The sequence below is a fragment of the Marinobacterium maritimum genome (assembly GCF_039523155.1).
GTDB lineage: Bacteria > Pseudomonadota > Gammaproteobacteria > Pseudomonadales > Balneatricaceae > Marinobacterium > Marinobacterium maritimum.
The window spans coordinates 432,533-452,791 of the sequence record NZ_BAAAET010000001.1; the positions used below are offsets into that span (position 1 = coordinate 432,533).

Annotated in this window: 15 protein-coding genes; 12 read left to right on the forward strand and 3 right to left on the reverse strand. The window is 59.3% G+C overall.

Annotation, left to right across the window (positions count from 1 at the left end; translation table 11 throughout):
- The first annotated feature begins 147 nt into the window (after positions 1–147).
- The 3 genes from ABD013_RS01960 to ABD013_RS01970 all read left to right on the forward strand — a co-directional run bounded on the left by ABD013_RS01960 (position 148) and on the right by ABD013_RS01970 (position 4,127).
- Entirely contained in the window at positions 148–1,611 is a 1,464-nt protein-coding gene (locus ABD013_RS01960) for an alanine/glycine:cation symporter family protein (protein WP_343801468.1), read from the forward strand.
- A gap of 108 nt (positions 1,612–1,719) precedes the next feature.
- On the forward strand, positions 1,720–3,123 hold the full coding sequence (locus ABD013_RS01965; protein WP_343801471.1) for an aspartate ammonia-lyase: 1,404 nt from the start codon (positions 1,720–1,722) through the stop codon (positions 3,121–3,123).
- Positions 3,120–4,127 (forward strand): type I asparaginase, encoded by a 1,008-nt coding sequence (locus ABD013_RS01970; RefSeq protein WP_343801474.1) that lies wholly within the window; start codon positions 3,120–3,122, stop codon positions 4,125–4,127. Before ABD013_RS01965 ends, ABD013_RS01970 begins: the two co-directional genes overlap by 4 nt.
- Before the next feature lie 9 nt (positions 4,128–4,136).
- Here the strand turns inward: ABD013_RS01970 and ABD013_RS01975 are convergent, their stop codons facing one another.
- Positions 4,137–5,000, reverse strand: a complete 864-nt coding sequence (locus ABD013_RS01975; RefSeq protein ID WP_343803944.1) for a prephenate dehydratase — start codon at positions 4,998–5,000, stop codon at positions 4,137–4,139.
- 117 nt (positions 5,001–5,117) lie between these two features.
- Here ABD013_RS01975 and trmH point away from each other — a divergent pair, with 117 nt between their 5' ends.
- The 9 genes from trmH to ABD013_RS02020 all read left to right on the forward strand — a co-directional run bounded on the left by trmH (position 5,118) and on the right by ABD013_RS02020 (position 18,761).
- A complete protein-coding gene (gene trmH, locus ABD013_RS01980) occupies positions 5,118–5,822 on the forward strand; it encodes a tRNA (guanosine(18)-2'-O)-methyltransferase TrmH (protein ID WP_343801477.1) in 705 nt (234 codons plus the stop codon).
- A gap of 23 nt (positions 5,823–5,845) precedes the next feature.
- A complete protein-coding gene (locus ABD013_RS01985; protein ID WP_343801480.1) occupies positions 5,846–7,936 on the forward strand; it encodes a sensor histidine kinase in 2,091 nt (696 codons plus the stop codon).
- Positions 7,933–9,300, forward strand: a complete 1,368-nt coding sequence (locus ABD013_RS01990) for a sigma-54-dependent transcriptional regulator (RefSeq protein WP_343801483.1) — start codon at positions 7,933–7,935, stop codon at positions 9,298–9,300. The genes ABD013_RS01985 and ABD013_RS01990 overlap by 4 nt, the downstream gene beginning before the upstream one ends.
- A 184-nt stretch (positions 9,301–9,484) precedes the next feature.
- The gene (locus tag ABD013_RS01995) at positions 9,485–10,513 is read left to right on the forward strand and encodes a TAXI family TRAP transporter solute-binding subunit (RefSeq protein WP_343801486.1); all 1,029 of its coding nucleotides are present in this window, start codon (positions 9,485–9,487) and stop codon (positions 10,511–10,513) included.
- A gap of 71 nt (positions 10,514–10,584) precedes the next feature.
- On the forward strand, positions 10,585–12,708 hold the full coding sequence (locus tag ABD013_RS02000; RefSeq protein WP_343801489.1) for a TRAP transporter permease: 2,124 nt from the start codon (positions 10,585–10,587) through the stop codon (positions 12,706–12,708).
- 20 nt (positions 12,709–12,728) lie between these two features.
- Positions 12,729–13,934, forward strand: coding sequence for an L-2-hydroxyglutarate oxidase (lhgO, locus tag ABD013_RS02005; protein ID WP_343803947.1), 1,206 nt, complete (start codon positions 12,729–12,731; stop codon positions 13,932–13,934).
- Positions 13,935–14,080: 146 nt separating this feature from the next.
- Positions 14,081–14,401 (forward strand): hypothetical protein, encoded by a 321-nt coding sequence (locus tag ABD013_RS02010; RefSeq protein ID WP_343801492.1) that lies wholly within the window; start codon positions 14,081–14,083, stop codon positions 14,399–14,401.
- A 49-nt stretch (positions 14,402–14,450) separates the two neighbouring features.
- Positions 14,451–14,906 carry an MliC family protein gene (locus tag ABD013_RS02015; protein ID WP_425543376.1) on the forward strand — a complete coding sequence of 152 codons (456 nt, stop codon included), beginning with the start codon at positions 14,451–14,453 and terminating at the stop codon, positions 14,904–14,906.
- 117 nt (positions 14,907–15,023) lie between these two features.
- The gene (locus ABD013_RS02020; RefSeq protein ID WP_343801498.1) at positions 15,024–18,761 is read left to right on the forward strand and encodes an EAL domain-containing protein; all 3,738 of its coding nucleotides are present in this window, start codon (positions 15,024–15,026) and stop codon (positions 18,759–18,761) included.
- A gap of 22 nt (positions 18,762–18,783) precedes the next feature.
- Here the strand turns inward: ABD013_RS02020 and ABD013_RS02025 are convergent, their stop codons facing one another.
- On the reverse strand, positions 18,784–19,734 hold the full coding sequence (locus ABD013_RS02025; protein WP_343801501.1) for a 2-hydroxyacid dehydrogenase: 951 nt from the start codon (positions 19,732–19,734) through the stop codon (positions 18,784–18,786).
- A gap of 26 nt (positions 19,735–19,760) precedes the next feature.
- Positions 19,761–20,252, reverse strand: a complete 492-nt coding sequence (locus ABD013_RS02030) for a MaoC family dehydratase (RefSeq protein WP_343801504.1) — start codon at positions 20,250–20,252, stop codon at positions 19,761–19,763.
- Positions 20,253–20,259 lie beyond the last annotated feature (7 nt).

A 20,259-nucleotide genomic window follows, 5' to 3' on the forward strand; every position in this document is an offset into this window, starting at 1 on the left:
AGGGATGCGCTAAAACGCGCTAGTGCTTGGTGATGCTAAAAGTGCGCCAAAATGCGTCACTCTGTAGCAAGAGTGACAAATTTTAACAGCGCTCCGTGGCTGGTTAAATGCCTCGCTTTCTTACAACAAGAATAGCGGAGTACATCAATGTTGGATTTTCTCAACGATATTCTCTGGGGCAAGATACTGATTGCGTTGTTGATCACCATCGGTATCGGCTTCACAGTGGCCTCCCGATTCGTTCAGTTTCGTTATTTCGGACGCATGTTCCGTATTCTCGGCGCCAGCCAGGCCTTCAAGCATGACAAACATGGTCACCTGAGTTCGTTTCAGGCTTTGGTGCTGTCCGTTGCCGGCCGTGTCGGCGGCGGTAATATCGCCGGTGTGGCGGTGGCCATTACGCTGGGTGGTCCCGGTGCCATTTTCTGGATGTGGGTGGTTGGCATGATGGGCATGGCGACCAGCTTCCTCGAATGTACCCTGGCCCAGGCTTACAAGCAGGCCGAGCCGGATGGCACCTACCGTGGTGGCCCGGCGCACTACATTTCCCGAGGACTGGGCAAGAAGTGGAACTGGCTGGCGGCGCTGTACTCAGTGTTGCTGCTGGTGACCTTCGGTTTCTGTTTCACGGCGCTGCAATCCTACGCGGTGGCGACCTCGGTCGGTGACGCCTTCGGTGTGCCCGTGTTCTATACCGGTATCGCGCTGGCGATGATCGTCGGCATGATCGTGTTCGGTGGCGTCAAGCGTATCGCCAAAGTGGCCGAGGTGCTGGTGCCGGTAATGGCCGGCGGCTACCTGTTGATCGCCTTCGTGGTGTTGGGCATGAACTTTGATCGCATTCCCGATGTGATCATGCTGATCGTCAAGAGCGCCTTCGGTCTGGAGCCGATGGTCGGTGGCGGTATCGGTGCGGCGATCCTGATGGGCGTCAAGCGCGGTCTGTTCTCCAACGAAGCGGGCCTGGGCAGTGCGCCCAACGTGGCGGCTGTCGCCTATGTGCCGCACCCGGCCAACCAGGGCGTTGTTCAGGCTTTTTCGGTCTTCATCGATACGCTGGTCATCTGTTCGGCGACCGCCTTTATCATCCTGCTCAGCGGTGTCTATGATCCGAGCAGCGGTGCCAGCGTCGAAGGTGTGGCGCTGACCCAGTCTGCGCTGGCCGATCATGTGGGCGACTGGGGGCGTATCTTCGTCAGCATTGCGCTGCTGTTGTTCGGCTTCAGTACCATTCTGTACAACTACTACCTCGGTGAGAACAGCCTCAATTTCTTCAGCACCGAGAACCAGAACCTGTTCAACGGCTTCCGTGTCCTGATCATCGGTCTGGTCTGCTGGGGCTCCACCACCGATCTGAGCACCATCTTCGGTTTTGCCGATGTGACCATGGGGCTGCTGGCGCTGGTCAATCTGGTGGCGCTGTTGTTCCTGGTCAAGCCGGGGCTGCGCATCATGCGTGACTTCGATCAGCAGATTGCCGAAGGTGTCGATCAACCGGTGTTCGATGCCAGCCGTTTCCGCGATATGAATGTGGATCCTGCCGCCTGGGAGATCGAGCCGGAAGATCTGGCACGCATCCAGCAGCGTGAAGCCGCTGCCCGGGGCAAGTAACCACTTCTTGTCACTACTTATTGAAACTACCTCTTCTCCAATTTGCTCCCGGTATCCAGCCGACCCCGGGAGCCTTTTTATTCCTTTTGCAAAGGTCCGATGCAATCCATGAATACACGCATTGAACATGATCTTCTGGGTGATCTGGCAGTTCCGGCCGAGGCCTGGTACGGCATTCAGACTCAGCGTGCTATCGATAACTTCGCCATTACCGGCGTACCGATCAGCCATTTCTCGGCGCTGGTGCGAGCGCTGGTACAGGTCAAGGCCGCAGCGGCCTGGGCCAACCGGGAGTTGGGTGTGCTGCCGGCACAGAAGGCTGACGCCATCATGGCGGCCTGCGAAGAGATCGATGCCGGACATTTGCATGATCAGTTCGTGGTCGACCTGATTCAGGGCGGGGCGGGTACCTCGACCAACATGAACGCCAACGAGGTGATCGCCAACCTGGCGCTGGAAAAGCTGGGGTATGACAAGGGTGAGTATCAGCACCTGCACCCCAATGATGACGTTAACCGTTCCCAGTCCACCAACGATGCCTACCCGACGGCGGTTTGCCTGGCGGTCCAGTTTGCGGCCGAGCCGTTGGAAGAAGCAATTCGCAGTCTGATCGCTTCGCTGGAGGCGAAAGGGCAGGAGTTTGCACATGTGGTGAAGATGGGGCGGACCCAGATGCAGGATGCGGTGCCGATGACCCTGGGGCAGGAGTTCGAGGCCTTTGCGGTCAACCTGTCCGAGGATATTGACCGGCTGCACGAGGCCGGCCGCCTGCTGTGCGAAGTTAACCTTGGTGGTACGGCTATTGGTACCGGCATTAACGCGCCGGCGGGTTACCAGTCGCTGGCAGTACGCCGCCTGGCAGAGATCTCCGGCAAGCCGGTGGTGTCGGCCCACAACCTGATGGAAGCCAGTTCGGACATGGGCGCCTTTGTCATGTTCTCCGGCATCCTCAAGCGCTTTGCCATCAAGCTGGGCAAAATGTGCAACGACCTGCGCCTGCTCTCCAGTGGCCCGCGTACCGGCTTGGGCGAGATCATGCTGCCGCCGATGCAGCCGGGCTCCTCGATCATGCCGGGCAAGGTCAATCCGGTGATCCCCGAGGCGGTGAACCAGACCGCCTATCAGGTGATCGCATCCGATCTGGCGGTCACGCTGGCGGCCGAGGCGGGTCAGCTGCAGCTCAACGCCATGGAACCGATGATCGTGTACAACCTGCTCAACTCGATCAAGATGCTGACCTCCGCCTGCACCATGCTGGAGAACCGCTGCATCAAGGGTATCCGTGCCAACGAGGAGCAGTGTGCCCGCCATCTCGACAACAGCATCGGTATCGTCACCGCACTGGTGCCGCATATCGGCTACAGCAACTCCACCCGTATCGCCTCCCAGGCGTTGAACACGGGAGCAACGGTTCGTGAGCTGGTGCTGGCCGAGGGCCTGTTGCCGGAAGCACAGCTGGATGCCATTCTCAGCCCGCACGCCATGCTGGCGCCGGTGGCGGTCGCTTCATGAGTCGCAAGGTACTGGTGATCTATACCGGCGGCACCATCGGTATGGTGCCTTCGGAGGATGGCTATGTGCCTGAGCCGGGTTTCGAAGCCCGGCTCAGGGCACTGCTGGGCGAGCGCGAGCTGCCGCCGTTCGACCTGCTGGAATACGACCGATTGCTCGACAGCGCCAGCCTGGTACCGGCCGACTGGGAACGGATTGCGCAGACGCTGCAGGCACACTGGGATCAGTATGCCGGTTTCGTGGTGCTGCATGGCACCGATACGATGGCCTACACCGCCTCGGCGCTCTCGTTCATGCTGCCGCAGCAGGACAAGCCGGTGATTCTGACCGGCTCGCAGATTCCGCTAAGCCAGCTGCGCAATGATGCGGTAGACAATCTGGTGACCACGCTGTTGCTGGCGTCGCAGCCGGGACTGGTTGAGGTGTGCATCTATTTCAACCGCCGCCTGCTGCGCGGCAACCGCGCGCGCAAGGTGAAGAGCAGCGGCCTGGATGCGTTCGACTCGCCCAACTTCCCTCGTTTGGGGCAGGCGGGGATCGAGATCAGCCTGCGTCAGGAGCTGCTATTGCCGCCGGAGCCGGTGCGCTTCGATATCCGCCGTTACGACCCTGAGGCAGTCGTGATGCTGGGGGTGTTCCCCGGAATGCCGGCGCGGCTGGTGCGCGATGCGTTGGCGCCGGCAGCGGTCAAGGCGCTGGTCCTGATGACCTATGGGGTCGGGAATCCGCCGGAGGCCGAGTCGGGGCTGCTCGATGAACTGGCGCGGGCCGGTGAGCGGGGGCAGGTGGTGTTGAATCTGACTCAGTGTCACCAGGGTGCTGTCAGCCAGGGTGCCTATGCAACCGGTGCATTGCTGAATCGCGTCGGTGTGGTGCCGGGGCTGGATCTGACGCCGGAAGCGGCCTTTGCCAAACTGCATCACCTGGTGGCGCAGGGGCTGGATGCCGACCAGATACGTCAGGCGCTGGCCGGCTCCTTGCGGGGCGAATGTACCCCAGCGTAATTCGGGCTGTTACAGCTCCAGATTGAGGTGGCTGAAGCGGAAGGGGTGCGCTTCGTAGGTACCGATCACCCTTACCTCCTCGGCGAAGAAGTTCAGTTCCTGCATGGCGAACTTCATCGCCTGCTGGTGCGGGTGCCCTTCGACATCCAGATGGAAGCTGGAGACGGTCATTGTTTCCGACGCCATGTAGCTTTCCAGCTTGATCATATTGACGCCGTTGGTGGCGAAGCCGCCCAGCGCCTTGTACAGCGCGGCCGGCATGTTGCGCACGCGGAACATCAGTGAGGTGAGATAACGCACCTCCGGTTCCAGTACCGGTATCATCTGATCTCTGGACAGGATCATGAAGCGGGTGGTGTTGCCGGTCTTGTCCTGGAAGTTGTCCTTGAGGATCTCCAGGCCATACAGCTCGGCGGCCAGGCTGGAGGCGATGGCGGCGTGACCCGGTTGCTGTGTCTGCGCCAGTTCGGCGGCAGAGCCGGCGGTGTCCAGCGCAGCGATCGGATCGATGCCCAGCATGCGCAGGTTCTCGGCGCACTGCGCCAGTGCCTGGGGGTGGGAGGAGACGGTCTTGATCTCTTCCAGCTGAGTGCCCGGCAGCGCCAGCAGGCAGTGGTTGACTGGCTCGAAGTGCTCGCCGATCACATGCAGGCGGGTCTTCGGCATCAAACGGTAGATCTCTTCCACACGACCGGCGGTGGAGTTCTCCAGTGGAATCATCGCCAGCCTGGCCTCACCACGCTCGACCATAAACATCGCTTCCACAAAAGACTCGCACGCCTTCGGCGTCAGCTCGGGATGAACCCGACGGCAGGCAAGATGGGAGTAAGCGCCCGGTTGGCCCTGGTAGGCGATGGTGGTGTTGGCGGTCATGGTATCCATTCATTCACAGGTGAGACAAAGGCGGACATTATGGCACAGCCGCAGGGGCGGCTGAAAAAAAACTGCGCTTTTGTGGTAAGGTCTGCGCGCCAGCAATGGAGAGAGCCCATGACCCCGGAACGTGAACAGAAACTGCTGTCGATTCTGCAGCGCCGCCAGCCCGATCTGACCCTGATCGCCGAACAGGTACACAAGCCGCGAAACATCTCTGCCCTGATCCGCAACTGCGATGCGGCCGGCGTTGCCGAAGTGCAGGTCGTGCGGCCCAAGGAAGGGTTTCAGCACTATCGGGGTACGGCATTGGGGTCGGATCGTTGGGTGGATATGGCGTTGCACGATACCCTGGATGAGGCGATTCTGGCTGCGCGCGCAAAGGGCATGGCCATCTATGCTGCTCATTTTTCTGACGAGGCGCTGCCCTATCGAGAGGTCGACTACACCCGTCCCTGTGCCATCATCATGGGGGCCGAAAAGGAAGGGATCAGCCCGCGTGCGGCCGAGCTGGCCGATCAGCACATCATCATCCCCATGCAGGGGGTGGTCAGTTCGCTCAATGTTTCCACGGCTGCAGGTATCATCCTGGCCGAAGCGGTCGACCAGCGGCTCAAGGCTGGGCTCTATGATCAATCCCGCATGCCGCCGGAATGGATCGCCCGCAAGATGTTTGAATCGCGTCACCCCAAAGTGGCGGAGTTCTGTCGTCGGCGTAATCTTGCCTATCCTGAATTCGATGCCGTGGGCGAAATGCTGGCACCTCAGGCCTGGAACGAGCAGGTGACCCAGGGTAATGCACCCACATCGAGCCGCGACTGAACCCGGACCGAGGATCTGCCACCATGCGCCCTGAGGCGTCGTCCCGAAAGCGTTACCCGATCAGCGTGATCGCGCTGGTGTACATCCTGCTGGTGAGTGTGCTGGCCTGGTTTGCCGGCAGCCTGTCGCGGGACTGGGCGCTGGCGCGGCTACAGGCACAGGGGGCGGACCGCTTGCTGACCAGTGTCAGTCAGATGCGCCTGGCGCTGGATCAGTACAGCTACCTGCCCTTCCTGCTGGCGCAGAACACCGATGTACACCGGCTGCTGCAGCCGGGTGATAGCCATCAGGCAACGGTCAACCGGGTGCTGGAGCAGATCAATCTGGTGGCCGGGTCCACCGCGCTTTTTGTGCTGGATGCCGAAGGTCGGCCTCTGGCCTTCAGTAACTGGCGTGAGGAACAGGCGTTTCCGCTCGAGCCCCAACGTAACGAGGGCTATTTCCAGCAGGCGATTGCCGGTGAGCAGGGGCTGGAGCTGCAGTTTCATGAGAAGCCAGGTCATGCGCGGCTGTACATGTCGGCGCCGGTCTATACCGACCGCCTGGCGGGTGTGGCGGTGATGCGTCTGGATATGTCGCAGCTGCGTGAGCAACTGGCGATCGAATATCCGCTGATTGTTCGTTCCCCTGATGACCAGCTGATCTTCAAGACCGAAGCGCGCTGGCCGTTGTCCACTGCCGTGCCGCTGCAGCTGGGGAACGGCACGGAGCTGTCATTGGTGCGGGCTGATGGCGAGCTGTCGCTGCTGCAGTCGGTGAAGCTCGATGACCTGGGCTGGACGGTGTCGGTGCTGACGGCGATCCGCCCGGCCCAGTACCGCTCGCGGGTGGTGGTCGGCAGTGTGCTGGGCGGGGGGGTGGCGCTGGGCCTGCTGCTGCTGTATCTGCGGGAGTCTCGACAGAAGCGTCGTTTGCAGCTGGAGCGGATGCGTGAACGTGCCCGCAGCGAAGAGCAGCAGCGCGACATCATCAATACGGCACAGGTCGGCCTGGTCCATATCGACCAGCGTGGTCGGGTGCAGCTGATCAATCCGATGGCGATGCAGATTTTCGGCGTATCAGTCGACCGGGTGCGTAACCAGCCGGTACTCAGGCTGCTTGGCGAAGGCTTCAGTGCCTTGCCGCTGCAGCAGGCGCTGGAGGCACTGGGAACGGATCGCTTCCGTCCGCTGACTGGGCTGGAAGTGGTGGGGCAGCGTGGTGATGGCAACGCTTTCCCGATGATGATCTCCATCCGGCAGATGAGCCAACAACCTGAGCTGGGCTACCTGGTGACAGTGATCGATATCAGTCGTCGCAAGCGACTGGAGCAGGCATTGCGCGAGGCCAACGAGTCGCTGGAGCAGAAAGTGGAGGCGCGTACCCAGGCGCTGGAAGCGGCGCAGGCCGAACTGGTACAGGCCGGCAAGCTGGCGGCGCTGGGGCGGATGTCGGCCTCGGTGGTGCATGAACTCAATCAGCCGATGACCGCCATGCGCACCTATCTGGCGATTGCCGATCGCCTGCTGGAGAATCCCGAAGCGTTACGCAAGAACCTGAAACTGCAGGAACAGCTGCTGGATCGCATGGCACTGATCACTGGTCAGCTGAAAACCTTCGCCTACCGCAAGCCGGAACGGATCGAGCCAGTCTCCCTGCAGCAGGTAACAGCCCAGGTGCTGCAGATGTTTCGTGGCCGCTTCGAGGAACTGTCACTGCAACTGCACTACGAGCCACCACCGGCCGAGCTGCTCATTGCCGGTGACAACGCCCGCTACGAACAGGTGCTGATCAACCTGATCAAGAATGCCTGCGATGCCATGTCGGAGCAATCCGGTGTGCATGAGCTTTGGCTGGAGCTGGTTGAGGTCAGTGAGCAGTCGCTGCTGTTCGAAGTGCGTGACAACGGTCCGGGCATCGCGGCGGCGATTCGCGGTCAGCTGTTCGAACCCTTCTTCACCACCAAGGAGGTGGGGCAGGGGCTGGGGCTGGGACTGGCCATCGTAAGCAGTATTCTGCGTGACCTGGGGGGCGAGATCCGCGTCGCCGACCGGGAGGGTGGCGCCTGCTTCCAGGTGCGCATGCCGCGATACGCGGCGGTTGAGCGAGACAACAACGAGGTGGAGCTGTCATGAGTACACAGGGGCTGGTACTGCTGGTCGATGATGAGGCGATGGTACGAGAGGCGACCGCGCAATGGCTGGAGCTGTCCGGTTTTGAAGTGTGCAGTTTCAGCCGTGCCGAAGCGGCGCTGGAGCAGATCGATCCTTTCTGTGCCGGCATACTGCTGACTGATGTGCGCATGCCGGGCATGGACGGTATCCAGTTGATGCAGGAGACGCTGAAGCGGGCACCAGACATGCCGGTGATCCTGTTGACGGCGCATGGCGATGTGGATATGGCCACGGCGGCGATGCGCGATGGCGCCTACGACTTCATCGAGAAACCCTATGTTCCGGACCGCCTTGTCGAGCGTATTCATCGCGCCTGCGAGAAGCGGCGGTTGACGCTGGAAAACCTGCGTCTGCAGCAGAACCTGGCGACCCAGAGCGGCCTCGATAGTCGCATGATCGGTATCTCCCCGGCGATCCAGCGCCTGCGGCGGGAGATACTGTCTTTGGCCGAGCTGGATACCAATGTGATCATCTACGGCGAGACCGGCACCGGCAAGGAGCTGGTGGCCCAGTGCCTGCACGACTACAGCAAGCGCAGCAAACGTCCCTTCGTGCCGATCAACTGCGGTGCCATTCCCGAGAACCTGATCGAGAGCGAGCTGTTCGGTCACGAAGCGGGTGCCTTTACCCATGCGGCCAAGCGTCGTGTCGGCAAGTTCGAATATGCCAGCGGCGGCACCCTGTTCCTCGACGAGATCGAGAGCATGCCGCTGCATCTGCAGATCAAGATGCTGCGCGCATTGCAGGAACACGTCATCGAACGCCTTGGTGCCAACACGCCAATCCCGGTGGACCTGCGAGTAGTGGCGGCGGCCAAGGTGGATCTGCGCGATGAACCCAATTTCCGTGAAGACCTGTTTTACCGGCTCAGTGTGTCCGAACTGCATATTCCACCGCTGCGTGAGCGCATCGAGGATGTGCCCTTGTTGTTCGCCCATTATGTGCGCCGGGGTGCGCTGGATCATGATCGCGAGGCGCGCCCGCTGTCGGATCATGATCTGGATGCGCTCCAGTCCTACGCCTGGCCCGGTAACGTGCGCGAGCTGAAAAACATCGCCATTCGCTATGCCATCGACCCGCGGGCCAGTCTGGTCGAGTTATTGTCACGGCAGCAGCCCTTGCAGAGTGCGCCGGTGATGAACCGTGCTTCACTGCCGCTGGCGGTGCAGGTGGCGGAGTACGAAGCACGCCTGATCCGTGATGCGCTGGAACAGCATCAGGGCAACATCAAGGCGGTGATGGAAATGCTGGATCTGCCAAGACGTACCTTGAACCAGAAAATGCAGCGCTACGGCCTCAATCGATGTGATTTTACCCCGCAATAGGCGGATTTTTGCTTATTGGTTTCCGGGGTAGATAGGCCAAATATTGCTTATTGTGAGATTGTTTCTCGGGCTGGTGTTTTATAAATCAATGACTTAGGTGTTCTCCGAGAGTTGGCCCGTTTTCTGCTATACCTGTTATGTCACTACAACAACCAGAAATGACAACAGGTATAAGGAAAACACCATGAAGCAAAGCAAACGCACGCTGATCAAGGCACTGGGCCTGACACTGACTCTAGGCACGCTGGCCACATCCAGTGCGCTGGTGCAGGCGGCCGATACCCGTTCCTATATCCTGGCGACTGCGTCTACCGGTGGTACCTACTACCCGGTGGGTGTGGCGCTGGCAACCCTGACCAAGGTGAAGCTGGAACCGACGCAGGGTATCTCCATGTCCGCCATCAACTCTGCAGGCTCCGGTGAAAACATCAAGCTGCTGCGCGAAAACGAAGCCCAGTTCGCCATCCTGCAGGGGCTTTACGGTGCCTGGGCCTGGAACGGTGAAGGTGCCATGGCCTCTTCCGGCAAGCAGGAAAACCTGCGCTCCGTCAGCATGCTGTGGCAGAACGTTGAACACTTCGTGGTACGTGGCAAGTACGCCCAGACCGGCACCATCAGCGACCTGAAAGGGCTGGAAGGCGAGAAGTTCTCCATCGGCAAGAAGAACTCCGGTACCGAAGGTTCAGGCCGTACCATCCTCGGCAACCTGAGCATTGATGTGGACAAGTTCAACCTGGCCCACATGGGCTATGGCCCTTCCGCTGATGCTCTGCAGAACGGCACCATCGATGGTATGAACATCCCGGCGGGGGTGCCGGCGTCAGCCATTACCCGTGCCTATGCCGCCATGGGTAACGATATCCGCGTACTGGATTTCACCGACGAGCAGATGGCGAAGGCCAACGGCAATTACCAGCTGTGGACCCGCTACGTGATCCCGGCCAATACCTATCCGGGTCAGACCCAGGATATCAACACCATGGCGCAGCCGAACTTCCTCGCCGTACGTGATGATATCAGCGAAGAAGATGTCTACATGCTGACCAAAACCATCTACGAAAACCTGCCGTTCCTGAACAGCATTCACAAGGCCACCAAGGCGATGGCACTGGAAAAAGCAATTGCCGGTCTGCCGGTGCCGCTGCACCCGGGCGCTGTACGCTATTACCGTGAAATGGGCGTGACCATTCCGGACCACCTGATCGCTGAATAACAGTATCAGGCGCGATCGGCCATTTTTGGCCGATCGCATCTCTTTCGTATCAAGCTATCAGGAATGAAGTGATGTCTGCTTCCACTCAAACCGATCAACAAACCGCCGAGCAGTTGAAGGCGATGGAGTTGACCCAGCGTGACGACCAGTGCGGCACGGGCCGTTTTGTCTACTGGGCCGGTGTGCTCTTTGCGCTGGCGCATATCTATTTCAATACGTTGGGTACCCTGTCCGAGCTCTGGGTGTCGGCGATCCATTTCTCCGGCTTTGCACTGATCTGTGCGCTGATGGTGCCATTGTCGAAGAAGCACGGCGGAGCCCGCTGGACGATTGCGATTGATGTAGTGATCGGCCTGGTGGCCCTGGGCACGACCGCCTACCTGATCCTGTTCGAGGACGCGCTCTATGCGCGTGGGGTGCATTTCGACACCACTGACTGGATTGTGGCTATTGTGGCTATTCTGGTAGCGCTGGAGATGACACGCCGGACCACCGGCTGGTTTATCCCGTCCCTGATTGTGTTCTCACTCACCTACGTGTTCTGGTGGGGACAGTATGTCGAGGGCATGTTTAACTTTCCGGGCCTGAGCCTGGAAACCGTGCTCTATCGCAGCTATTTCTCGTCCGAGGGAATGTTCGGCTCCATTGCCCGTATCTCCTGGACCTACGTATTCATGTTCATCCTTTTCGGGGCCTTCCTGGTCAAGTCCGGCGCCGGTGACTTCATCATCGAGCTGTCCCGCTGTGCAGCTGGTCGCATGGTTGGCGGTCCCGGCTTCGTCGCCGTGCTCGGCTCCGGCCTGATGGGTTCCGTTTCCGGCTCTTCCGTGGCCAACACCGTATCCACCGGTGTGATCACCATCCCGCTGATGCAGAAGGCGGGCTTCCCGGCACGTTTTGCGGCCGGTGTTGAGGCCGCGGCCTCCACCGGTGGTCAGCTGATGCCGCCGGTGATGGGCGCGGGTGCCTTCATCATGGCGTCCTACACCCAGATTCCCTACGTGGAAATCATTGCCATCGCCGCACTGCCTGCGCTGCTCTACTTCCTGTCAGTCGGTTTCTATGTGCGCGTTGAAGCGCGTCGCAGCCATGCTCATGCCGTTGAGATGCACACCCGCCCGGTGAAAGAGGTGCTGAAAGAGGGCTGGCACTGCCTGCTGCCGCTGGTGGTGCTGGTGGGGCTGCTGATCTATGGCTTCACGCCGACCTATGCGGCCGGTATCTCCATCATCTCGGTGGTGCTGGCGTCCTGGATCTCGCCGAACAAGATGGGCCTGCGTGACATCCTCGATGCGCTGGCACAGGGCTCCAAAAACATGGCTACTACCGCCATGCTGCTGGTCGCGGTTGGCCTGGTGGTCAACGTGGTGGCGATGACTGGTATCGGCAACACCTTCTCGCTGATGGTGACCGACTGGGCCGGTGGCAGCCTGTTCATCACCCTGGTACTGGTGGCGCTGGCCTCTCTGGTATTGGGTATGGGCCTGCCGGTAACCGCTGCCTACATCGTACTGGCAACGCTGTCGGCGCCAGCGCTGTACAGCCTGATGGCCGAGCGTGAGCTGATCGAGCTGATCGTCAACGGTAACCTGCCGGAAACCGCGCGCGCCATCTTCATGCTGGTCGATCCGAACAGCCTGACGGCACTGGCGGCACCGATGAGCGAGGCCCAGGCGATTGCACTGGTGGATCAGATTCCGTCTGACTTCAAGGGCCAGCTGCTGGACCAGGCGATCGATGCAGACAAGCTGGCGATGATCCTGTTGGCAGCGCACATGATTATCTTCTGGCTGTCGCAGGACTCCAACGTGACGCCACCGGTGTGTCTGACCGCTTTCGCGGCGGCCGCCATCGCGCGTACGCCGCCGATGATGACCGGCTTCACCGCCTGGAAGATCGCCAAGGGGCTCTACATCGTGCCACTGCTGTTTGCCTACACCGGCTTTATCGGTGGCAGCGTCGAAGAGGTGATCAGCGTCTTCATCTTCGGCATCTTGGGTCTCTATGCCTTCGTTGGCTTCATGGAAGGTCACCTGGAAGGCCCGCTGAATATCGCATTGCGTCTGTTCAGTGGCGTCTGTGCGGCAGGACTGTTGTACCCGCACGGACACCTGACCTATGACCTGATCGCCGCCGCGGCCTTTATCGCCCTGTTTATCTATAGCCGTCGTCTGGCACCGGCTGAAGCTGTTTGAATGGATGAGTGATGCAAAGCATGCAAAGTACCTTTGATTTTATTGTTATCGGTGGCGGCATTCTGGGCCTGTCCACCGCCCGCCAGTTGCAGCAGCGCTTTCCTGGCAAGCGTGTGCTGGTGCTGGAGAAGGAAAGCAGCCCGGCACAGCACCAGACCGGGCACAACTCCGGCGTGATCCACGCCGGGGTTTACTACAAGCCCGGCAGCATGAAAGCGCGTTTCTGCAAGGAGGGGAACGAGGCCACCAAGGCGTTCTGTCGCGAACACGACATCCCGTTCGACGAATGCGGCAAGCTGCTGGTTGCGACCAACGAGCTGGAGCTGGAGCGGATGCAGGGCCTGATCGGCCGCTGTGCCGAGAATGAGCTGCCGATCGAGGTGCTCGATGCCGAGCAGCTTAAAGCGCGTGAACCCAATATTACCGGTGTGGGGGGCATTTTTGTGCCCTCGACCGGCATCGTCAGCTACACCCGTATCTGCGAGAAGATGGCTGAACTGGTGGCGGCTGAGGGTGGTGAGGTGCGTTACAACGCCGAGGTGCGGCGCATCCGTGAACTGACAGATCGGGTGGAAGTGGAAACCGAGTTGGAGCTGTTTTCCGGCAACTTCCTGGTGTCCTGTGCCGGTCTGATGTCAGATCGAGTGGTACGTATGCTGGGTCAGAAGCCAGACTTCAAGATCATTCCTTTCCGGGGTGAATACTTCCTGCTGCCGCCTGAGCATAACCACATTGTGAACCACCTGATCTACCCGATCCCTGATCCTGACCTGCCGTTCCTTGGCGTGCATCTGACCCGGATGATTGATGGTACGGTTACCGTTGGTCCTAACGCCGTGCTGGCATTCAAGCGTGAGGGGTATCGCAAGACCGATATCAGCCTCAGGGATATGGCCGAGATGCTGACCTACCCGGGCCTGCTGAAGATGCTGGCGCGTAATCTCAAGCCGGGCCTGATGGAGATGAAAAACAGTATTTTCCGTCGTGGTTATCTGGAGCAGGTACGCAAGTACTGTCCTCAATTGACGCTTGAGGATCTCACCCCCTATCCGGCCGGTGTGCGTGCACAGGCGGTCGCGAAGGACGGCTCTCTGGTCGATGACTTCCTGTTCGTCAATACCGAGCGCGCGCTGGTGGTGTGCAACGCGCCGTCTCCGGCGGCGACTTCGGCCATTCCGATTGGCGCCCATATCGTCGACCAGGTGGCTGAGCGAATTACCTCTTAAGCCTCGATTCCCTTTGCCTGGGATATCCTTTGCCCCATCGGCTTTGGCCGATGGGGCTTTTTTCGTTATCACTATCAGATTCTCTATGGGCGTGTTAAACAGAGGGCCTGTCTGTCTGCATGTACATTTATGACAAGGAGCTTCACATGTTTCGCTGGTTAACCCTGTCACTGGCCGTAGCCTCTACCCTGGGCTGTGTTGCCACTGCCCCCCTGCAACCGGAAGAGCAGTCTGTTGCCTGTGATGAGGCCTGGTATGGCTCCGTGGAGCAGCGCCTGGGCACTGGTGATGGTCAGGGCCACGGGCCTGATCTCGGCTCTGCCGAGTGGAAGTCGGTGGTCGAATTCAGGCTCGGTGTACGTGATGATCTCAGTGTGCCAGACCCGGCAAGCGCTGAGTGGTGTGGTTACATTGAGCAGCGACTGCAGCAGCGGCAGGCATCTCAGGGGGCCCTCATTCAACTGTGATGGCGCTGACCTGTCCGCAGCGGAAAAGCGGGTCTGCGCTGATTCCGGATTGGCCGCGCTGGATCGCAAACTGAGTCAGGTGTACCAGCAGGCACTCCAGGCCAGCGGCAGCCATTACCGTCCAGCGTTGAAGGCAGAGCAGCGTGGCTGGATCAAGGGGCGGGACGAATGCTGGAAAGCGAGCGATTCCGCGCAGTGTATGGATACCGCCTACCGTTCGCGCATTGTGGCATTGCAGGCCCAGTATCGTCTTGTGGAACACTCGGAGGCGGTTCGTTTTATTTGCAACAACAACCCCGCGAACGAGTTTGTTGCCACCTTCTTTCAGACCGAGCCTGAAACGGCGATTGTGGAACGCGGCGACAGCGTTTCGCTGATGTACCGTCAGCCCGCTGCCAGCGGTGCAAAGTATCAGGGCCGCAATGAAAGCCTTTGGGAGCACCAGGGGGAGGCGTTGATTCGTTGGGGCTACCAGACTCCGGAGCTGCAGTGCATCCGGAACTAGCATGATGCTGGTCAAGTCTGTAATTGTATTAGGGCTGCGACAGTCTGCTGTTCTTGTTCACGCCAGTGATATTCTGTAGCGTGTGTTCAATATAAAACAGCTGTTGGAGCCTTCCGCTTGATCTCCTCTGCGCTCAGTCTTTTCCATAACCGTGCCCAGGTTGCCATGGTGCTGGTGTTATCGCTGCTGATGACACTGGGCGTTAGCGGGGTTGTGCTGGCTGAAGACGCGCTTGCCCAGGGGCCCGGCTTCGAGCAGGTATTCACCGGCTCCAATATTCCCATGCTACTGATCGAGCCTGAAAGCGGCCGCATTGTGGCCGCTAACGGGGCGGCGACACGCTTTTATGGTTACAGCGACCAGCAGCTTACCGGCATGGGAATCCAGCAGATCAACACCTTTACGGCGGATCAGGTTGCCGCCGAGCGGGATTTGGCCAAGTCGGAAGGGCGTAACTACTTTATTTTCAGACACCGTTTGGCCAACGATGAGGTGCGTACGGTTGAGGTACATTCCAGGCCCTACACCTTTAAAGGCAGAACCCTGCTGTTTTCTATCATCAGCGACATTACACCTGGGCGACATCAGGAGGCCGATCTTTGGCACTACCAGCATAAGCTGGAACAGATGGTCGATGAGCAGATCAGCCAGATTGAAGGTGGGCGCCGGTGGCAGCTTTGGACGTTTACGGGAGCGCTTTTTGCCCAGGCGCTGGTGATCACGCTGCTGATAGGCAATATCCGTCGCCGGCGTGAGCTGGAAAAACATAACAGGTCTGCCAAGCATGCGTTGGAAGCCAGTCGTTTCCAGCTTGAAGAAGCACAGCGCATTGCTCGCATCGGCAGTTGGCAGATTGATCACCAGGCGGAGGTGTTTTCGTGCTCCAGCGAAATGCTGCAGATTCTTGAACTGGAAAACGACCGTCCCGAACAGTCAGCAGCCAGCATTGCCCAGCGCGTTCACCCTGATGATCTGGAACTGGTGACCCAGTGCTATCGCGAAGCTGTTGCGCAGGGTACGGCTTACGAGCTTGATCATCGCTTGTTGATGCCTGATGGACGGGTCAAGTATGTCCACGTTAAAGGTGAAAGCCGTCTGTCCGAAGACTGCAGTGATGTCATCACCGTGGGTACCGTGCAGGATGTAACACGGCAGTACCTGGTTCAGTCAGCGTTGTCGTTACTCGCGACCGAATATGCCTTGCTCTCCGGTAAGGACTTCTATCGTGCTGTCTGTCGATATTTGCGGGACGCCCTGGGGCTGGATTATGTGTTTGTCGGCAAGCTGGCCGGCAAAGGGGAAGCGGTCGATATCGTTGTTTGCTGCACTCCCGAGGGCGAGGCGGAGCCGTTTCGCTATAGCCTTGAGGGCACGCCATGCAGCAATGTCATGAAGTCGTTCCATTCGGTTTATGAGTCTGGTGTGACAGTGGCGTACCCGCAGGACAGGCTACTGGTTGAAAAGGGCATTGAGTCTTATATCGGCAGCTCGTTGCTGGATAAACAGCAGCAGCCCATGGGGATTCTGGTGGGGCTTGGTTGTAAGCCGCTGCTTCAGCAGGAGCTGGCCCGGGAGCTGCTGAATGTCTTTGTCGAACGGGTCAGTGCCGAGATGGAGAGAACCGCGGCAGAACAACGTATCGAATCGATCGATAGCTATCGACAGATAGTGCTGAAATTTGCCAACCGTTTTATCAATCTCAGCCTGTCGGAAGGGGATCAGGCGATCCGGGATGCCTTGCAGGAGATTGGTCGATTCATTGATTCAGACAGTTGCAGTCTCTTTGCCTATGACTTTGCCGCGGGCCAGGTTTCCATGACCCATGAGTGGTGTCGCGAAGGCACCCCCCACACTCGAAACAGGATGCAGAATCTGCCGCTGGACAGGTTGTCAGGTTGGGTGGAAAAGCATAACAGGGGTGAAGCGGTCGTTATTACGGATATCGATCAAGTAGAGGAGCCCTATATTGCCGAGATCCTGCGACTCAAAGGGGTTAAGTCTCTGGTCGATCAACCGCTGATGAATAATGGCGAGTGCATAGGGTTTGTTGGTGTGGTTTCACACCGACAGGCGGAGCTGTTTACGGAACAAACGGTTGATCTGCTGGCGCTGTTTGCCAACCTGCTGGCCAACCTGCGGCAGCGACAGCAGGCGGAAAGTCAGCTGCGATTGTCGGCCAGCGTGTTCGATAATGCCGATGAAAGCATCATGATTACGGATGCGAATGGGCGCATTGTCTCGGTAAACGCAGCCTTCACCCGCACAACCGGTTACACCCGCGAGGATGCGCTGGGGCAGCCACTGTCCTTTATGGGTGTGTTTCAAAACGGGGCCGATTTCTCGGAAAAACAGTGGCAGCAGCTGCAACATTATGGCTTCTGGAAAGGTGAGGCCTGGAACCTTCACCCTGAGGGAGAGCGCTACGCTGTACTGCAGAAGATCAATGCCTTTCACAACGAGTGGGGACAGCTGCAAGGCTATGTTTCCCTGATGTCGGATATTACGACACTCAAGCATCATCAGCGCCAGCTGGAGCGTATTGCTCACTTTGATGCGCTGACAGGGTTGCCCAACCGCACGTTGCTTGCGGACCGCCTGCAGCAGGCGATGGCCCAGGCGGCGCGCCGGCAAACCAATATTGCGACATTGTTCATCGACCTTGACGGTTTCAAGGCCGTGAACGACACCTACAGCCACGCGGTTGGTGACCAACTCCTGGTGAGTCTGACTCAGCGTATGAAGCAGGTGGTCCGACAGGAGGATACACTGGCTCGCTTGGGTGGGGATGAGTTTGTCGCGGTGCTGGTTGACCTTGAACAGACAGAAGCCAGCCTTCCCGTGATTCGACGACTGCTTGAAACGGTTGCTGAACCGGCCGTGATCGATGGTGCGGAACTAAGAGTATCGGCCAGTATTGGTGTTGCTTTCTATCCGCAGCATGACAACCTGGATGCTGACCAGCTGCTGCGGCAGGCTGACCATGCGATGTATCAGGCCAAGCAGGCAGGTAAAAATCGTTATCAGATGTTCGATGTCGAGCGGGATCGGGCATTACGCAACCAGCACGATAGTCTGGCTCGTATGCGCACGGCTATACAGGAGGACGAGCTGGTCCTCTACTATCAGCCCAAGGTCAACATGCGTACCGGTGAGCTGGTTGGCTGTGAAGCGCTGATTCGTTGGCAGCATCCGCAGCGTGGCCTGTTACCGCCATCCGCTTTTTTGCCGGTTATCGAAAATCAGCCTCTGGCGGTTGAGGTCGGCAACTGGGTACTGCGCAAAGCGCTGGACCAGGTGCTGTCCTGGCGGAACATGGGCATGGTGATTCCTGTCAGCGTCAACATTGATGCAATCCACCTGCAGCAACCCAATTTCATCCAAAGCCTGTCCGGCCTGTTGAGTCAGCGGCCTGATATCAGGCCGGGAGACCTGGAGCTGGAAATTCTGGAAACCACTGCACTTGAGGATGTGGATCAGGTGTCCAGAATTATCCAGGCGTGTGCCGAGTTGGGTGTTGGCTTCGCATTGGACGATTTTGGTACGGGGTACTCCTCGCTGACTTATCTGAAACGCTTGCCGGCACAGCTGCTCAAGATCGACCGCAGCTTCGTGCGCGACATGCTGGTGGATCCCGATGATCTGGCGATTCTGACCGGTGTCATCCAACTGGCCGGGGCGTTCCGGCGCCAGGTGATCGCCGAGGGTGTGGAAACCGAACAGCACAGCCGCGAACTGTTGGCACTGGGGTGTGAGCTGGGGCAGGGGTTTGCCATTGCCCGGCCGATGCCGGCGTCCGATCTGCCAGCCTGGTTGGAGCAATGGCGCCAGCAGTACCCCGCTGCCGAAGTGGTATAGCAGCAGGGCGCTGACTGGAGGGTCAGTTGACGCGGCGCAGGCAGGCGCCTTGCAGGAAGGCGTGGATATTCTCGACGGTCTGATTGATGATGGTCTGCCTCGCCTGGATACTGCCCCAGGCAGAGTGCGGCGTGATGATCAGGTTCGGAATGGCCGGGTCCAGCAAAATATTGCCGGTGCGCGGCGGTTCCTCAGTGAGCACGTCGGTGGCGGCGCCACCAAGATGACCGCTGCACAGTGCATCCTTCAGAGCTGTTTCGTTGACGATGCCGCCCCGCGCGGCGTTGATCAGGAAACTGCCCGGTTTCATCCGTGCCAGCGCCTGAGCGTCGATCAGGTCACGCGTCTGTTCGGTCAGCGGGCAGTGCAGGCTGACCACATCTGCCTGCTCCAGCAGTTCCTCAATGGCAACCCGATCGGCAGGAATATCGCTGCTGCCCGGACGCGCGGCAATTAATACCTGCATGCCGAAACAGCGCGCCAGTCGTGCGACCTCATGACCCAAAGCGCCGTAACCGATAATACCCAGGGTGCGACCGTTGAGTTCCAGAATCGGGTAATCCAGCAGGCAGAACTGGCTGGAGCGGTTCCAGTCTCCGTTCTTGATGGCACGATCATAGTCCAGCAGCCGGGTGTGCAGCGCCAGCATCAGGCCCAGGACATGCTGAGCCACTGAATGTACGCCATACCCCTGGGAGTTGCAGACCACGATGCCCTTGGCCGTAGCCGCATCCAGGTCGATATTGTTGACGCCGGTGGCGACGACGCAGATCAGTTTCAGTGCCTCGGTGGCGTGGATCCGTTCGGCATCCAGCACGACCTTGTTGGTGATCACCAGCTCGAAGCCGGCGATACGCCCGGCAACCTGCTCCGGCGCCGTGGTCGGGTAGCACACCAACTCATCCACGCAGTCGGCGATAGGGGAGAGGTCCAGGTCATCCAGACTTTGGGTATCGAGGAAAACGGCTTTCATATCAGGTCCCGGTTGTTATGTGAGGCTCAGGCCGGACGTCGGAACGCGACCATTTTGGCGGTCATCACCTGAAGCACCTGGTCATGCTGATTACGTGTTTCGTTACGTACCACCACGATGCCACGGTCGGGCTTTGAGCGTGACGGGATCATTTCCTGTATCTCCATGACCACATGCAGCTCATCACCGGGGCGGGTCGGGTTGGGCCAGTTGAGTTCAACACCCGCGCCAATGGAACCGTTGGCAAGCGGAATGCCGCTGGTCACCATCAAGCGCATGGTCAGCGATGCTGTGTGCCAGCCGCTGGCGGCCAGTCCGCCAAACAGGCTTTGCTCGGCGGCGGCCTCATCCAGATGAAACGGCTGGGGATCAAACTGGTCGGCAAAGGCCTTGATCTCCTCGGCACTGACCGTGAGCCTGTCGGTGGTGAAACGCATGCCGGGCTTCAGATCGTCAAAGTACAGCTTGTCTTGAGTACGGGTATCCATGGGGGTGCCTTCGTTATTCTGTTGGGTCATCGAGACG

Coding starts and splice junctions, on each gene's coding strand:
- ABD013_RS02025 (WP_343801501.1), bottom strand. CDS start 19,734: ATGAAAGCCGTTTTCCTCGATACCCAAAGTCTGGATGACCTGGACCTC.
- trmH (WP_343801477.1), top strand. CDS start 5,118: ATGACCCCGGAACGTGAACAGAAACTGCTGTCGATTCTGCAGCGCCGC.
- ABD013_RS02030 (WP_343801504.1), bottom strand. CDS start 20,252: ATGACCCAACAGAATAACGAAGGCACCCCCATGGATACCCGTACTCAA.
- ABD013_RS01995 (WP_343801486.1), top strand. CDS start 9,485: ATGAAGCAAAGCAAACGCACGCTGATCAAGGCACTGGGCCTGACACTG.
- ABD013_RS01970 (WP_343801474.1), top strand. CDS start 3,120: ATGAGTCGCAAGGTACTGGTGATCTATACCGGCGGCACCATCGGTATG.
- ABD013_RS01965 (WP_343801471.1), top strand. CDS start 1,720: ATGAATACACGCATTGAACATGATCTTCTGGGTGATCTGGCAGTTCCG.
- ABD013_RS01990 (WP_343801483.1), top strand. CDS start 7,933: ATGAGTACACAGGGGCTGGTACTGCTGGTCGATGATGAGGCGATGGTA.
- ABD013_RS02000 (WP_343801489.1), top strand. CDS start 10,585: ATGTCTGCTTCCACTCAAACCGATCAACAAACCGCCGAGCAGTTGAAG.
- lhgO (WP_343803947.1), top strand. CDS start 12,729: ATGCAAAGTACCTTTGATTTTATTGTTATCGGTGGCGGCATTCTGGGC.
- ABD013_RS01975 (WP_343803944.1), bottom strand. CDS start 5,000: ATGACCGCCAACACCACCATCGCCTACCAGGGCCAACCGGGCGCTTAC.
- ABD013_RS01985 (WP_343801480.1), top strand. CDS start 5,846: ATGCGCCCTGAGGCGTCGTCCCGAAAGCGTTACCCGATCAGCGTGATC.
- ABD013_RS02010 (WP_343801492.1), top strand. CDS start 14,081: ATGTTTCGCTGGTTAACCCTGTCACTGGCCGTAGCCTCTACCCTGGGC.
- ABD013_RS01960 (WP_343801468.1), top strand. CDS start 148: ATGTTGGATTTTCTCAACGATATTCTCTGGGGCAAGATACTGATTGCG.